The organism is Streptomyces pyxinae (assembly GCF_024756275.1).
Lineage (GTDB): Bacteria > Actinomycetota > Actinomycetes > Streptomycetales > Streptomycetaceae > Streptomyces > Streptomyces pyxinae.
Window position 1 is genome coordinate 211,021 of the sequence record NZ_JANUGQ010000002.1, and the last position, 15,741, is coordinate 226,761.

Sequence of the window (15,741 nt, forward strand, 5' to 3'; positions counted from 1 at the left end):
CCGGGCCGGAGCTTCTTCGATCCCGCTGGGACCGGAGCGGAATCACCGTGGAGCCGCGGCGGGACCGGAGCGGGACGAGAGCGGGGGTCAGAGCTTCTTCAGCATGCCCTCGATCTCGTCCACCGCGCCGACGGCGAAGGTGTAGTTCGCCATCAGGAAGTGCTTGGACGGGAACGCCCGGCCCGCCTTGACCGCCGGGACGTTCTTCCAGAGCTTGTTGTCCAGCAGCTGCTGGGTGGTCGGGGTCGGCTTGCCGTCGTACTGCACCGAGTAGATGAGGACGTCGCAGTCCTTGAGGACGTCCATCTCCTCGTAGCTCTTCGGCACGAACCCGGCCTCCTGGGGGCCGAGTCCGGCGCCCAGCTTCAGCCCGACGTCCCGCATCACGGTGGCCAGCGGGGAGCCCAGGAAGAACTTGCCGCCGGGGCCGCCGCTGAGCGGGGCCCAGGTGGTGGTGGCGATCTGCTTGGCGTACGCGGTCCTCACCTCGGACAGCCGCTTCTCGTAGGCCGCCTTCTTGTCCTTGAGCCTGTCCTCCCGGCCCACCGCGGTGGCGAGTTTGGCGATCTGCTGGTGCCAGAGCGAGCCGCTGGTGTGCCAGTCGTAGTACGCCACCGGGGCGATGGTCTTCAGCGGCGCCGACTTCTCCTTGTAGAACTGATCGATGATCAGGTCCGGCTTGAGCGCCGCGACGGCCTGGGAGTTGGGCGAACCCGAGGCGCCGATGGTGGCGACGCCCTTGAGCTGGTCGTACTGCTCCCTGGGCAGGATCTGGGCGTTGGCCGCGCCGTCCGGCACCCCGACCGGCACCAGGCCCAGGTCCAGGAGCATCAGGGCGTCGTAGTTCTCCAGCACCACGACCCGCTCGGCCTTCGCGGGCACCCGCACGGCGCCGTTGTCGGTCCGGACGGTGCGGGTGCCGCCGTCACCGCCGGCCGAACCGCCGCCGCTCTTCGGGCTCTCGTCCTCCGACTCGCTCACTCCGCAGGCCGTGAGGCCGGAGAGGCTCAAAGCCGTCGCCGTGGCCGTCAGTCCGCCCAGGAACCTTCTGCGGTCCAGGTGACCGAAAACCGCACGTGAACGCGTCATTTACCGCTTCCTCCGTCGATCTGCGCAAGAGCTCGTCCGGCCACGCGCCGCGCGGCCGAAAGTAAGGTTTGCCTAACCTACCGCTTCAGAGCAAGATCTAGGGGGGTAATTCACTTCTGGATCAGAGGAGATGGCGCATCATGAGCACGGCGACAACCGACGGGCACCGGGTCCGCCGGCCCGGGCGCATCCATGTGACCACCGTGCGCGGAACCCGGCGGATCACCCCGCGCATGGTCCGGATCACCTTCGGCGGCCCCGACCTGGCCGGCTTCCGGAGCAACGGCACCGACCAGCATGTCGCCTTCTACTTCTATCCGCCGGACGTGACACTGCCCCGGCCCTTCACCTCCGAGGCCGCCCGCGCCCTGTTGCCGGCCGTCCAGCCCCGGCTGCGCCGTTACACCATCCGCGGTCACCGGCCCGAACTCGCGGAGGTGGACATGGACTTCGTGTTGCACGGGCCCGACCAGCTGGCCTCCGGCTGGGCCGAGACCGCCGCCCCCGGCGACGAGGCCATCTGGTTCGGCCCCAGCCCCGGCTACCCGCTGGACGCCCCCGGCGACTGGACCCTGCTGCTCGGGGACGAGACCGCGCTCCCCGCCATCGGCGCCATCCTGGAGCAACTCCCGCCCGGCCACCGGGTGCTGGCCGCCGTCGAGGTCGCCGACGCGGCCGAGGAGCAACCGCTCACCACCCGCGCCGACGCCACCGTCAGCTGGCTGCACCGCGCCGGCCGGCCGCACGGTGAGCCGCTGTGCGCGTACGCCATCGGGCTCGCCCTGCCACCCGGACGCGGCCGGATCTGGGGCGGCGCCGAGCGCGGCACCGTACGGACCATCCGCCGCCACCTCGTCCACGGCCTCGGTGTCGACCGGGCCGACACCCACCTCACCGCCTACTGGACCAGGGGCGAGACCCAGGACAGCGAGGTCTGATCCCCCCATGCCCCACGCACACCTCAACGGCGGAACCGTCGTCTACGACGACACTCCCGCCGCCTCCGGTGACGGCGCGCCCGTCCTGCTCATCAACGGAATCGGCGGCGGACGCCGGGTCTGGGAACTCCACCAGACGCCCGCGCTCGTCCGGGCCGGACACCGGGTCGTCGCCCCCGACAACCGGGGCATCATCCCGGACGCCCACGCCCCCGAGGACGTCACCCTGGAGGGGATGGCCGCCGACGCCGCCGCGCTCATCGAGCACCTGGACCTCGGACCCTGCCGGGTGGTCGGCTTCTCCATGGGCGTCAATGTCGTGGCCGAACTGCTGCTGAAGCGGCCCGAACTGGTCCATCAGGCAGTGCTGATGGCCGGCCGCGCCACCCCCCGGCGGTTCTCCGACGCCATCCTGCGCGCCGCCCGCGACCTCCACGACGGCGGCGCCGCCGTGCCCGGCTCCCACCACGCGGTGTTCTCGGCGCTCACCTATCTGTCGCCGCACACCCTCCGCGACGAACGGGTGGTACGGGACTGGCTGGAGGTGTTCGAGTACGCGCCGCCGCTCTCCGGACCCGGCATCCGCGCCCAGTACGCGGTGCTGGACCGGCTGCGCCCGCTCGACGACTACCGGTCCATCACCACCCCGCTGCTCTGCCTCGGCTTCAGCGACGACGTGGTGGTGCCGGCCGAGGCCACCGAGGAGATCGCCCGCACCGTCCCCGGCGCCCGCTACCGCACCGTCGAACGCTGCGGCCACTACGGCTTCCTGGAGCGGCCCGCCGAGGTCAACGCCGCCCTGCTCGACTTCTTCGCCGAAGGCCGGGGGGACACCGGCGCCGCCGGGACCGCCGGAACCCCGGGGGCCGCCGCTGCCGGAGTACCCGGGACCGCCGGAACCCCGGGGGCCGCCGCTGCCGGTACGGCCACCGACAGCACCGGAGCCTCCGGCGCGGCCGCCGCTGCCGGCTCCGCCACCGGCGGCGCTCCCGGTTCCGGAGCCGCCGCCCGTACCGCCGGAGGGGAGCGCGGATGACGGCCACCGTCCCGAAGGCCGCCGCCCGGGAGCCGGGCGCCCCGGCCCCGGAGGCCGCCACCCCGCCCCCGGTCACCACCCGCGAGGCGTGGCGTCTGCTCGCCGGCTGCCTGCGCTCCAGCGGAGGCGCGCTCACCCTGGCCGTGGCCGGCGGCCTCGTCTACCAGCTGGCCCTGATCGCGCTGCCCTGGTTCATCGAACGCGCCGTCGACCAGGGCATCGTGCGGGACGACCCGGGGGCGCTGCGCACCTGGGCCGTGGCGGTCCTGGTGGCCGGGGTGCTGGCCGCGCTCGCGGAGATGGTCCTCGGCTGGTATTCCACCCTCGCCGCCACCGCCCAGGGCAACCGGCTCTACCTCGCCCTGGCCGACCGGGTCGCCGGACTCTCCGCCCGGGAGGCCGCCCGGTTCGGCGAGGGTGACCTCGGGCTGCGCGGCACCCGGGACATCGACCTGGTGCGGGGCTGGCTCTCCGGGGTGGGCTCGTTCGTCACCGGGGTCCTCGGCCTCACCGCGATCCTGGTGGCGATCACCCGGCTCGACCCGCTGCTCGCCCTGGTCTGCGTCGGCTGCGTACCGCCCCTGGTGTGGATCAACACCTACTGGTTCCCCAAGCGGTTCGGCGCCGCCAACACCGAGCTCTCCGCCGCCCATGGCGAACGGGCCGACGCGGTCGAGGAGTTGCTCTCGGCCAGCGCCGCCGTACGCGGACTCGGCGGCGAACCCGCCCTGGTCCGCCGCCACCACGACCGCAGCGCCACCGTCACCGACCACACCCTGCGCACCGCCCGGGTCTCCGCCGACTGGGCCGCCCTCTCGCCCTTCGTCCCGGCCCTCGCCGTCGGCGCCGGGCTCGGGCTCGGCGGCCTCGCCGTACTGCGCGGCTCCATGTCGGTCGGCGGCATCGTGGCGTTCACCAGCTGGATGAGCATGCTGGTGCTCTGGGTCGGGGTGCTCACCCTGCGGCTCAGCCAGCTCAGCCAGGCCGCCACCGCCGCCCGCCGGCTCCAGGAAGTGCTGCTCCCGCGCCCCGGCGACGCCCCGCCGCCGGCCGGCGCCACGGCGCTGCCCGCCACCGGCACCCTCACGGCCGAGGGGCTGACCCTGGAGGCCGGCGGCCGGCCGCTGCTCGGCCCGCTCGACCTCACCGCCCGGCCGGGTGAACTCCTCGTGGTCACCGGCCCCATGGCGTCCGGCAAGACCAGCCTGCTGCGGGCCCTCGCCCAGCTGGCCGAACCCGCCGCCGGGACCGTCCGGTTCGCCGGCGTCCCGCTCACCGGGGCCGCCCCGGAGGCGGTGCACGCCGCCCTCGGTCACGTACCCCAGCGGCCCGTCACCCTCAGCGGCACCCTCGCCGACAACCTTCGGCTCGGCGGCGACCACGACACCGCCGCCCTCCGCGACGCCTGCCGGGTCGCCGCCCTGGACGGCTGTCTCGACACCCTCCCGGACGGCCTGGACACCCCGGTGGGGGAGCGCGGCTCCACCCTCTCCGGCGGCCAGCTCCAGCGGCTGGCCCTCGCCCGGGCGGTGCTGCGCCGACCCGCCGTCCTGCTCCTCGACGACGTGACCTCGGCCGTGGACCCCGCCACCGAACGCCTGATCCTGGACCGGCTCCGCGCCTGGGCGGGGGAGACCGCCCTGGTCTGGGCGACCCACCGGGAGGCCGTCATCGCCGCTGCCGACCACGTCCTCCGGCTCGAACCGGCCGACACGACCAAGGAACGGATGACGACCGGTGGCTGACCATCCCCGCCTCTCCGCCGCGCCCGACCAGCGCCGGGTGCTGCGCCGCGCCTGGCCCCACCTCCGCCCGCACCGGCGCGGCATCGCCCTGGCGCTGGCCACCAGCGCCGCCGCCACCGCCTGCGCGGTCGCCGTGCCCGCCGTCGTCGGCGCGGGCGTGGACCGACTGCTCGCCCGCGACCGCGCCGGACTGCTCATCGCCGTGGCCGCGCTCACCGCCCTCGCCCTGCTGCGGCTGTTCCTCTTCCGCCGCTCCGAGCTGCTGCTCACCACCACCGGCGAGCGTGTGGTGCGCGGCCTGCGCGACCTGGCCGTCACCCGGCTCTCCCGCGCCCCGCTGCGCTTCCTCGAGGCCCACCCCTCCGGCGATCTGCTCCGCCGTACCACCACCGAGATCGCGGACCTGGCCAACTTCGTCCGGGGCCAGCTTCCCGACGTCCTCACCGTGGCGGGCTATCTGGTGTTCACCACCGTGGTGCTGCTCGGTTATTCGCCGCTGCTGACGGTGGCCCTGCTCGCGGTGTTCACCCCGGCCATCGTCGGGGTGCTGCGGCTCTTCCGGAAGCACGCCAATCCGGCGTTCGCCGCCGAGGCCGCCGCCGCCGGCACGGTGGCCGCCACCTACCGGGAGCTGGTCCAGTCCCGGGAGATGCTCCGCACCGCCGGCGGCACCGGCTACTGGCGGAAGCGCTTCCTCGCCGACAACGAGGCCCGCTTCCGGGCGGCCCGGCGCAGCCAGCGGGCGCTGTTCCTGATCAGCCTCTCCCGGGTGGTGCAGGGGCTCACCACCGCCCTTCTGCTGCTGCTCGGCGGCCGGCTGGCCACCGAGGGAGCCATCAGCGTCGGCACGGTGGTGGTCTTCGTCCTCGCCACCCGCCAGCTCTTCGACTCCGCCACCCAGGCGTCCGGCCTCGTCGGCCAGGCCCAGGTCTCCCTGGTCGGCCTGGCCCGGCTGCTCGACCTGCTGACCGTCACCGACACCCCGGGCCCGGCGGACGCCCCGGACACTCCGGCCGCCACGAGCACCCTGGGCACCCCGGGCGCTCCGGGCCTGGCGGGGGGCGCCGGTACGCGGCCGGAACCGGCCCGAGCCCGGAGCCGCACCGCCGGGCGGGGGGTGCTGGAGGCGACCGGGGTGCACTACGCGTACGTCCCCGGTGCTGAGGTGCTGGGTGGGCTCTCGCTCCGGATCGGACCCGGCGAGCGGGTCGGTCTCGCCGGGCCCACCGGCTCCGGGAAGACCACCCTCGCCAAACTGCTCACCGGCCTCTACCCGCCCGACCGGGGCACCGTCCGCTACGACGGCCACGACCTCGCCGCCCTGGATCCCGGCGAACTCCGCCGCCGACTGGTCCTGGTCCCGCAGCGGGTGCACATGATCGCCGGCACCCTGCTGGACAATCTGGCCCTGGTGCCGGGGGAGCCGGCGGAGCGGACGGTCGCCCGGGCGGTGGACCGGCTCGGCCTGGGCGCCTGGGTGGACACCCTCGACCGGGGACTGCACACCCCCCTGGGCCGGGGCGCGGCCGGGCTCTCGGCGGGTGAACTGCAGCTCGTCGGCCTGGTGCGCGCCGCCCTGGTGGACCCGGCGGTGCTGGTGCTGGACGAGGCCACCGCCGACATCGACCCGGCCACCGCCGCCGCCCTGGAGACGGCGCTCGACACCCTGCGCGCCGACCGTACGCTGCTGGTCATCGCCCACCGGGAGGCCACCGTCCGCAGGCTGCCCCGGGTCGTCCGGCTGGAGGCGCACCGGGACGCCGAGCCGGTGCCGCAGGGCTCCTGAACCGGCCGTCCCGGGCCCGTCGCTCCGGGCACGTCATTCCGGGCCGGTGATCACCACGTCCAGCGTCCGGGGGCCGTGCACTCCCTCCACCCGGTCGAGTTCGATGTCACTGGTGGCCGAGGGACCGGAGATCCAGGTGAGCGGCCGGGCCGGATCGAGCCGGGGCAGGGCCCGGGGGAGCGAGGCGACCACCTGGCCCGGCGCCTCGACCACACAGATGTGATGGTCGGGCACGAGGGTGAGGGCCCGGCGCCCCTGTCCCGGGCCCGCGTCGAGCACAAGGGTCCCGGTCTCCGCGACCGCCAGCGCGCAGCCGGTCACCACACTGTCCGCCGCGTCCAGCAGGGCCGGGGTCAACAGGTCCTTCTCGTCATGGAGTTGCTCGACCCCCGTCGTCCCCGCCAGCCAGTGACCGGGCAGTCCCGGCGGGACCACCACCGTCCGGGACCCGCGCGCCGCGAGCAGCCCGGCCAGCACCGCCGGGAGCCCGGACCGGTCCGTCCGGTGCACCGCGGCCCGGTACTCGGTGAGGTGCCGGGCGAGCAACTCCGCCAGCGCGGCCGGGTCCTCGTCGGTGTGGACGTCCAGATACCCGCGGCCGACCGGTACGTCCCCGGGCCGCTCACCGGGCGGTCGGCCCGCGAGCGCGGCGCGGATCCGCCCGAGCACCAGTTCCCGCGACCCGCCGGCCGCCGTCCCGGGCCCCCGGGCCGCCTCCGTGGTCATCGCTCCTCCTCCGTGCCGTGGTCCGGACGGCCCCGGTCCGTACCGTGTTCCCTTCGCCCGCCCCCGGGGCCGGGTTCCCGCCGGTCCTGGTCCGGCCCGCCGGGTTCCGCGCCGCCCGCGCCCCGCCCCGCCCACCAGGCGCGGAACGACTCGGCCGGGACCTGGGGCGTGTCCCGGGAGGCGGTCCAGGCCCCGGCCGGCCCCGGCAGCGGAATCCGGCGCGGCACCAGTCCGCGTACCGCCGAGGCGGCCCGCTGGGCCCGGGCCAGCCGGGCGGGGTCCTCCAGCACCCAGCGGCCCGCCCGCATCGCCGCCCGCTCCGCCCGGTGACCCGCCTGCCCGGCCACCCGTTCGCGCAGCTCCACCAGCACCTCGGGGATGTCGATGGCGACCGGACACACCTCGTAACAAGCCCCGCAGAGCGAGGAGGCATAGGGCAGCGAGGCGTCGATCCCGCTCTCCGTGCCGCGCAGTTGGGGACTGAGGATGGCGCCGATCGGCCCCGGGTAGACCGAGCCGTAGGCATGGCCGCCGGCCCGCTCGTACACCGGGCAGACATTGAGACAGGCCGAACAGCGGATGCAGCGCAGCGCCTGCCGGCCCACCTCGTCGGCGAGGGTCGCGGTGCGCCCGTTGTCCAGCAGCACCAGATGGAAGTGGCGCGGACCGTCCCCGTCCCGCACCCCGGTCCAGGTGCTGGTGTACGGGTTCATCCGCTCGGCCGTCGAGGAGCGCGGCAGCGTCTGGAGGAACACCTCCAGGTCCCGCCAGGTCGGTACCACCTTCTCGATGCCGGCCACCGTGATCAGGGTCTCCGGCAGGGTGAGGCACATCCGGCCGTTGCCCTCCGACTCGACCACCACCAGGGTGCCGGTCTCCGCCACCATGAAGTTGGCCCCGGAGACGGCCACCCTGGCGCGCAGGAACTTCTCCCGCAGATGCAGTCGCGCCGCCTCGGCCAGTTCGGCCGGCTCATCGCCCAGGCCGTCCGGCGCCGGGCGCCCCCAACGGCCCATCTCGGCGCGGAAGATGTCCCAGATCTCACTCCGGTTGCGATGGATGGCGGGCACCAGGATGTGCGAGGGGCGGTCCCGGCCCAACTGCACGATCAGCTCGGCCAGATCGGTCTCGTAGGCGGTGATTCCCTCGGCCGCCAGTGCCTCGTTGAGACCGGTCTCCTGGGTCGCCATCGACTTGACCTTGACGACCTCCCGCTCGCCGGTGGCCCGTACCAGCTCCGCCACGATCCGGTTGGCCTCGGTGGCGTCGGCCGCCCAGTGCACCGTGCCCCCGGCCGCGGTGACCCGCTCCTCCAGCTGGAGCACATAGTGGTCGAGATGGCGCAGCGTACGGTCCTTGATCTCCTTGCCCGCCTGCCGGAGCTGCTCCCAGTCGGCCAGCTCCGCCACCGCCCCGGCCCGTTTCTCCCGGATGGTGTGGGTCGCCCGGCGGAGGTTGTTCCGCAGCGTCCGGTCGCGCACCGCCTCGCGCGCCGCGCGGGGGAAGGCCGGCATCCCGACGAAGGTGCGGCTCATGCCGTCACCTCGGTCCCGCCCGCGTCCCGGCGGGTGCCCGGACCGTCCCCGGGTCCGTCCTCCCGCGCGGCGAGGATCTCCGCGAGGTGCAGCGGCCGGAGGGCCGCCCCCCGGCGGGAGAGCACGCCGCCGATGTGCAGCAGACAGGAGTTGTCGGCGGCGCACAGCACCTCGGCCCCGCTCGCCACCGCGTGCTCCGCCTTGTCGGCGCCCATCGCCGCCGACACGTCCGGATTCTTCACCGCGAAGGTGCCGCCGAAGCCACAGCACTCCTCGGCGCCCGGCAGCTCCACCCGCTCCAGCCCCCGCACCGCCGCCAGCAGCCGGTCCGGCCGGTCACCGAGCCCCAGCACCCGCAACCCGTGACAGGTCGGGTGGTAGGCCACCCGGTGCGGAAAGGAGGCGCCCACATCGGTCACGCCCAGCACGTCCACCAGGAACTCGGTCAGTTCGTACGTCCGTTCCACCAGCGGCGCCAGTTCCCGGGCGAGCCCGTCGCCGCGTCCCTCCGCCCGGGCCCGCGCGCCGAGGCGCGGGTAGACGTCCCGCACCATGGCGGCGCACGAGCCGGACGGGACGACCACGTAGTCGTACCCGGCGAACACCTCCGCGCTGCGGCGGGCCAGCGGCTCCGCGTCCCGCCGGTAGCCGGTGTTGTAGTGCGCCTGGCCGCAACACGTCTGCCCCGCCGGGAAGTCCACCGTGACACCCAGCCGTTCGAGCAGCTCCACCACGGCCCGCCCGGTGCCGGGGTAGAGGGTGTCGTTGACACAGGTGAGGAAGAGCGCGACCCGCCCCTCCGGCACCCCCGCCGCCCCTCTCTCCGCCGTCACCGCCCCTCTTTCCGCCGTCGCCGGGCCGGATCCGCCGGCCGGCTCCGTCGCCGGTGTGCTCAGGGAGTGTCCGGGCGCTGCGCTGTCGCTTTCGTGACGGGTCATCGGTTCAGGGTACGAGCCGCCGCCGTGCCCGGCCGGGGCCGGGGCCCGCGCGTGTCCCGGTCCGTCCCGCCGTCCGTCCGCTCCGGGGGCCCGGACGCGCTCCCGCCCGGCCCGGAGGCCGGACGGGGTCCACCGTGGCTCGTCCCGGCCCCCGGGCGGGCCGCCGCCGCGGCCCCAGGGGCTCACCGGCGGCGGCAGGGAGCGAGCGGGCGAGCGGCCCGGTCAGCCGAGCCGGCCGGGCGCCGGGGAGAGGAGCGGGGCGGGGGAGAGAAGCCCGCCAGGGGAGAGGAGCCCGGCGCTGAAGGGGAGGGCGGTGGTGGAGGGGAGGGCGGTGGCCTGGCCGTCTCCCTTCCGGCTTTCTCCCCGGTGCCGGTCCCCCCGCTGCCCGGTCGCCTCCGCGCTTCCGCAGAACACCTTGACGAGAAGCCGCTGGGTGACCTCGCCACCCGTGGTGTCCTCGCCGTAGGCGTTGACCGACAGTGCCAGCCGGCGGCGGCCGTCCTCGGTGCCGAGCAGGACCGTGGAGTAGCCGGCGATACCTCCGGTGTGTCCCCACAGGGTGCCGCACCCGGTGTCGTAGCGGATCACCCCGAGCCCGTACGAGGCACCGAGAGCGGGGGCCGGTACGGTCCTCTTCATCTCGGCCAGCTGGGCGGCGGGCAGCAGCCGGCCGCCGAAGAGCGCCGCGAAGAAGCGGTTGAGATCACGGCTGGACGAGATGACGGCGCCGGCCGCGCCCGCGGCGCTCGGGTTGATCCGGGTCAGATCCGCCGGGCCCTCGGGGAGCGGCACATAGACCTTGGCGTGCGGACCGGGTATCCGGGTGGACTCGTCCGGCACGCTGGTGTCGAGCAGCCGCAGCGGCCGGGCGATCCGCCGCTCCACCTCGTACCGCCAGCTGTGCCCGGTGACCTTCTGGATCACCATCCCGGCCAGCACGTAGTTGGTATTGGAGTACTTCCAGCCCTGGCCGGGCGGGAACTCGGGCGCGTGCTCGCCGGCGATCCGGACCAGCTCCCGCGGGCGGTAGCTCTGCCAGCGGCCCTCGGTGAGATAGCGCCGGGCGCTCGCCTCGTCGGTGATGGCGAACCGCGGGTCCTCGGTGTAGTTGAAGACACCGCTGGTGTGATTGAGCAACTGCCGGACGGTGATCAGCCTTCCGCCGGGCAGTGTCCCCGGGAGATACCGCTCGACCGGGTCGTCCAGCCGCACCCGCCCCTCGGCCACCAACTGGAGCATCACCGTGGCCACAAAGGTCTTGGTGACACTGCCGATCCGGTATCTGCCGCCGGCCCTCGCGGGTGCCCCGGTCGCCAGGTCGGCCTTCCCCGCCGCCCCGCGCCACTCGACGCGGTCGCCCTGGCGGACCTCGCCGAGCGCGGCCGACGCGCCGCCTCGTGTGACCAGATCCGCGACCTCCTGGTCCAGGTCGACCGGGATGGCCCGGTCGCCGGCGGCCACGGCCGGCGGGGCCGGGGGAGCGGCCGCCGCCACCGGTGCCAGGGCGAGCACACCGGTACCGGCCAGCAGGGCCGCCGCCGCCCCGAGCGCGACACGTCGCGCCGGGCGGTGGGTCGAGATACTGTTTGGAACGCTGTGCGGAACGCTGTTCATCGGAAGTCCCCTCTCCGGACCCGGGTCGGTCCGCGCCCCAGCCTTCCGGCCGGCACACCGGTGCGCGTCCGCCGTCGGTAGGGAGCCGTCTCCGCCTCGGAGCGGACCACCGGTCCCGCGACATCCACCCGGCAGCCGATGCGGCGGGGCCGTCGGGGTATACGGCGAACTTGCTTTGCTGTCAGCCGAGTTGGGCTCTCACTCCCCCGGGGGGTCTCGTCGACGGTGACCCCGGCGGCGGGCCGGTGCCGCGTCCCCGCCCCCCGTCCCTCCAGGGCCGCCGGCCACTCGCCCCCCGGGTCCCCCGTAGGCACCTCCGACCGCCGTGCCCCGCCCCGGCGCCCGGCCGTGCCCGGCGGTGGAGAGGCCGGGCCGGGCTCCCCGGATGCGGGGACTTCATGCGCGGTTGGCCGGTGTACGCCACCGGCAGGGTGACCGGTGCCGGGCGGCTGGCGCCTTTCGGTCGTTCCGCCGGCCGGCGGCGGCGAGCGGCGGTGACCGGCGCTGGGGGACACCCCCGCTTCGCTCCCCCCGGTTCACTCCGGGGCGCCCCCTCGCCGTACCCGGGCGGCGGTCGCGGCCGGGCCGCTTTCCGGCCCGGCGCGGACGCGGGCCTGCCGCGATCCGGCCGGAGAATGTCCGGAACGCGGTGGTCCGGCCTTGTCCGCCCGGCCGCGTTCACGTGACCGTTGCACCCAGCCCGAACCGTCCTTCCGACGACCGTTGCACCCAGTCGAACCGTCCTTCCGACGACCGTCGCGCTCAGCACGAACCGCCTTCCGGCGACCGTCGCGCTCAGCCGGACCGTCCTTCCGACCGAGAGGGCCGAGGAACCGCCGATGACCTCTTCAGCCGACCGGCGCGCCCCCCTGGGCGGCCCCGTTCCCGAGCTCCCGGCCGGGGCGGGGCCCCTGGTGGCGCTCGCCGGGGCCGAGTTCGGCTGGGGGAGCGGCGGCAAGCTGAGCGCGGTGCTCACCGCGCTCGCCGAACGCGCCCCCGGCCCGGTGCGGTTCATCGGTCTCGGCTCCGGCCTGGGCCGGCCGCTGCTGGCCGGGCACCCGGTGGACGACTGGTACGACCTGCCCCGGTCCGCCGGGCACCGGGCCGAGGTGATCCGGGAGATCGCGCGCGACCGGGGCGTGGCGGCGGCGCTGGTGGTGCTCGACGGACCACTCGCCATGAGCCTGGAGGAGGCCGGGGTACCCACCGTCTTCGTGGACAGCCTCCCGTTCCTCTGGACCGAGGGCGACCGGGCCGCGCTCCCCCTGGACGTCTCGGTCTACTGCGCCCAGCGCTGCCCCGAACTGCCGCACGAGTGCCGGGGCGTGCTGGCCTCCGTACGCCAACTGCGCTGGGTCGGGGCGGTCGTGGGCGTCCCGGCCGCCCGCGCTCCCCGGCCGGCCGCCGCACGGCCGTACCGCACCGCCCTGGTCAGCCTCGGCGGGCTGCGGGCGCCCCGGCTCGGTGACTGGTCGGCCTATCCCCGGCTGGTGGTGCCTCCGGTGCTGGAGGCGCTCGCCGCGCACGGGATCACCGAGGCGCACCTCGCGGGCAACCTCACCTCCCAACTGGCCGCCCGGCTCACCGAGGGCCCGGACCCCGCCCTGCGCGTCACCAGCGGGCCGCTCGGCCACGGCGCCTTCCTGGACCGGCTGGCAGACTGCGACGTCCTGCTCACCTCGCCCGGCCTCACCACCCTCCTGGAGGCGGGCGCGCTGGGGGTGCCCACCGTCTGCCTGCCCCCGCAGAACCTCAGCCAGATCCTCAACGGCCGCTTCCACAGCCGGGCCGTCGGCGCCGCCGTCCGGGTGCCCTGGCCCAAGGACGTGCTCCCCGAGGACGACGCCCTCGCCCTCCGCGAGCGGGGCGAGGACCACGCCCTGGAGACGATCTACCGGTCGATCGCCTCGGCCGCCGCCGAACCCGGCATACGTGGCACCCGGGCCCGGCTCCGGGCGGCCACCGGCGAGGCCCTGCGCACCGCCGCCGCGCACCGGAGCTGGGACGGGCTCACCGAAGCCGTCGGCACCGACGGCGCGGCCCAGGTGGCACACGCCCTGCTGTCCTTGCTTCCCGCGCAGCCGCGGCCGTCGGCGCCGGGGACGCCGCGCTGACCCCAGCCCCCAGTACATCCGTGTGGTCCGGAGGTTCCCCCGCCATGCCCGAGCGCCAGCGGTATCTCTTCATCAGAATCCTGGAAGCCTGCAACGCCGACTGCTTCATGTGCGAGTTCGCCCTCTCCCGCGACACCTTCCGGTTCTCCAGGGAGGACTTCGCGGAACTGCTGCCACAGGCCGCGGCGGCGGGCGTGGGGTATGTCCGGTTCACCGGCGGCGAGCCGCTGATGCACCCCGACGTGGTGGAGCTGGTCCGCGCCGGCACGGTGGCCGGGATGCGGATGTCCCTGATCACCAACGGCAGCATGCTGCCCCGGATGGCCTCGGCCCTCGCCGGGGCGGGCCTGGCACAGGTGATCGTCAGCCTGGACGGCTCCTCCGCCGCCACGCACGACGTGTACCGCCGCTCGCCCGGCATGTTCGAGAACGGCCTCGCCGGACTGCGGGCGTGTGCGGCGCTCGGGGTGCTGCCCCGGGTCAACACCGTGGTGGGGCCGCACAATTACGCCCAGATGCCGGAGCTCCAGCGGGTGCTGACCGACGCCGGGGTGCGCCAGTGGGAACTGTCCGCGCTGAAACTCGACCGCTCCATCCGCTATCCGGACCCCGAGGAGGTCCGCGCCGTCTGCGACCCGGTCTACGACGCCGACCCGGACGCCCTGCTCGTACCGCTGGGCAAGCGGTTCTACGGCGACACACCGGAGGAGCGGGAGCGCTACTTCGCCGACTCGCAGACCCCGCGCGCCTCCAAGCCGCTCTGCCATGTGGTGGACGACGTCATCTACATCGACGGCAAGAACGGCCGGATGTTCGCGTGCAGTTGCCTGCCCCACCGGGAGGGCTCCGGCGAGCCGGGCGGCGCGCCGCTGCGCGAGCGCGGGGCGATCCGGCTGGACACACCGGTGTTCCGGACCCACGCGGACTTCTTCCGCGACCGGGGCCCGGAGGTGTGCTCCGGCTGTTCCACCACCGCCGCCGGCTACAGCGACGACGTGGCCCGACTGGGCACCGCCGCGCCCTGGCAGTACTGAACCACGGCGGTACGGGGCCTCCGCGCACCCGGCCGGCCACCCCCCACCTCCGACGATCGGAGCGCAGATGCCCACCCACCCGCCGGCGGACCGGGCCGGCACGGCCGGCCGGCTGCTGCTGGTCTCCCGGGACGACGCACTGGACTCACTGCTCGCCCGGCGCCGGGTCGCCGCCCATGTCACCGAGGCGCGGCTCGTGTCCCCGCCGGACCCGGGCGGCGCGGCCCCGGCCCCGGCACCGGGCTCACATGCGGCCCCCGCCCCGGCCGGGGCCCCGGATTCGGCCCCGGGCCCCGGCCGGGCGGGCGGCGCGGAGGACGGCCCGCCGGCCGACGCGGCGCTGGTCTGCGACGACCCGGCGGCGGCGGAGCGGCTGGTCGCCCGGGGCGTCCCGGTGGTCCACCTCCGCTCCGGCCACATCCCGGCCGGTCCCGGCCCCGCGCCGGACGGGCGGGCCCTGTACCGGGTGCACCGCCCGGGCTGGCTCCCCGCCCCGGGGCCCGGCGACGACGGGACCCGGGCCACCGGCACCCTCGCGCCCGTCCGCACCGCCCGAGCCCGCCGGCGGTCCGGCACCCTGCTGCTGCTCTCCCTCTGGGACGTCCCCGAGCCCGAGGCGGCGGCCTTCGCGAGCGACTCGCTGCCCGCGCTGGTCCGGGCCGCGGCGCGCCGCTCCGGCTCCTGTGCGGTGGTGTACGACTCGGCGGGGCCCCTGGTGCGCGCCGCCCTCGACGCCCTGGGGCCGCCGCCGGTGGCCGCCGGAAGCCCCGCACCGCCGGGGAGGGCCGCCCGGGACGCCGTACCGGGAGCCGGGCCACCGCCCCGGGAGAGCCCCGCCGTCACGGTGTGCCGGGCCGCCGACACCGACGTGGACGCCCTGCACGCCGGTGCCGAGGTGTTCCTGGCCGCCCCGACCCTGGCCGGACTGGCCCTGGCCTACGCCCGGCGGGCCCCGGTGACCCTGCTGCCGCCGCTCGGCGCCGCCCAGCGGGATCTGGCGGACCGGGTGGCCGCCCGGGTACGGCTGCCCACGGCCACCGACCCGGACGACCCGGCGCCCTGGCGGCCGGCGGACGGGCCCGGGCACCCCTGGGACGCCCTCGATCCGGCCCTGGACGACCTGCGCGGCGCCCAGCGGGTCGCCCGGACCCTGCGCCAGCTCTCCTTCGCCCCCCTCTGACGCCCT

General features: G+C 75.5%; 12 protein-coding genes. 7 read left to right on the forward strand and 5 right to left on the reverse strand.

Features of this window, described 5'->3' with window-relative positions:
* Positions 1–87: 87 nt before the first annotated feature.
* Positions 88–1,089 (reverse strand): ABC transporter substrate-binding protein, encoded by a 1,002-nt coding sequence (locus NX801_RS03840; protein ID WP_258785438.1) that lies wholly within the window; start codon positions 1,087–1,089, stop codon positions 88–90.
* Positions 1,090–1,229: 140 nt separating this feature from the next.
* Between NX801_RS03840 and NX801_RS03845 the strand changes: the two genes are divergently transcribed.
* From NX801_RS03845 to NX801_RS03860, 4 genes are read left to right on the forward strand one after another with little or no spacing between them, the layout of a single operon-like run.
* Entirely contained in the window at positions 1,230–2,027 is a 798-nt protein-coding gene (locus NX801_RS03845; RefSeq protein ID WP_258785439.1) for a siderophore-interacting protein, read from the forward strand.
* Between the two features lie 7 nt (positions 2,028–2,034).
* Positions 2,035–3,063 (forward strand): alpha/beta fold hydrolase, encoded by a 1,029-nt coding sequence (locus NX801_RS03850; RefSeq protein WP_258785440.1) that lies wholly within the window; start codon positions 2,035–2,037, stop codon positions 3,061–3,063.
* Positions 3,060–4,808 (forward strand): ABC transporter ATP-binding protein, encoded by a 1,749-nt coding sequence (locus NX801_RS03855; RefSeq protein WP_258785441.1) that lies wholly within the window; start codon positions 3,060–3,062, stop codon positions 4,806–4,808. Before NX801_RS03850 ends, NX801_RS03855 begins: the two co-directional genes overlap by 4 nt.
* Positions 4,801–6,594 (forward strand): ABC transporter ATP-binding protein, encoded by a 1,794-nt coding sequence (locus NX801_RS03860; RefSeq protein WP_258785442.1) that lies wholly within the window; start codon positions 4,801–4,803, stop codon positions 6,592–6,594. The genes NX801_RS03855 and NX801_RS03860 overlap by 8 nt, the downstream gene beginning before the upstream one ends.
* 33 nt (positions 6,595–6,627) lie before the next feature.
* Here the strand turns inward: NX801_RS03860 and NX801_RS03865 are convergent, their stop codons facing one another.
* From NX801_RS03865 to NX801_RS03880, 4 genes are all read right to left on the reverse strand, one after another.
* A complete protein-coding gene (locus NX801_RS03865) occupies positions 6,628–7,320 on the reverse strand; it encodes a LutC/YkgG family protein (RefSeq protein WP_258785443.1) in 693 nt (230 codons plus the stop codon).
* The gene (locus NX801_RS03870; RefSeq protein ID WP_258785444.1) at positions 7,317–8,855 is read right to left on the reverse strand and encodes a lactate utilization protein B; all 1,539 of its coding nucleotides are present in this window, start codon (positions 8,853–8,855) and stop codon (positions 7,317–7,319) included. Before NX801_RS03870 ends, NX801_RS03865 begins: the two co-directional genes overlap by 4 nt.
* On the reverse strand, positions 8,852–9,688 hold the full coding sequence (locus NX801_RS03875; RefSeq protein ID WP_258785445.1) for a (Fe-S)-binding protein: 837 nt from the start codon (positions 9,686–9,688) through the stop codon (positions 8,852–8,854). Before NX801_RS03875 ends, NX801_RS03870 begins: the two co-directional genes overlap by 4 nt.
* A gap of 327 nt (positions 9,689–10,015) precedes the next feature.
* Entirely contained in the window at positions 10,016–11,407 is a 1,392-nt protein-coding gene (locus NX801_RS03880) for a serine hydrolase domain-containing protein (RefSeq protein WP_258785446.1), read from the reverse strand.
* An 839-nt stretch (positions 11,408–12,246) separates the two neighbouring features.
* On the opposite strand from NX801_RS03880, the gene NX801_RS03885 reads away from it, so the two are divergent.
* The 3 genes from NX801_RS03885 (at position 12,247) to NX801_RS03895 (ending at position 15,735) form a co-directional block, all read left to right on the forward strand.
* Complete coding sequence (locus NX801_RS03885; RefSeq protein WP_258785447.1) at positions 12,247–13,521, forward strand: hydroxymethylcytosylglucuronate/cytosylglucuronate synthase; 1,275 nt, start codon at positions 12,247–12,249, stop codon at positions 13,519–13,521.
* A 44-nt stretch (positions 13,522–13,565) separates the two neighbouring features.
* Entirely contained in the window at positions 13,566–14,555 is a 990-nt protein-coding gene (blsE, locus tag NX801_RS03890; RefSeq protein ID WP_258785448.1) for a cytosylglucuronate decarboxylase, read from the forward strand.
* A gap of 67 nt (positions 14,556–14,622) precedes the next feature.
* On the forward strand, positions 14,623–15,735 hold the full coding sequence (locus NX801_RS03895) for a CGA synthase-related protein (RefSeq protein WP_258785449.1): 1,113 nt from the start codon (positions 14,623–14,625) through the stop codon (positions 15,733–15,735).
* The last annotated feature ends 6 nt before the right edge of the window (positions 15,736–15,741 follow it).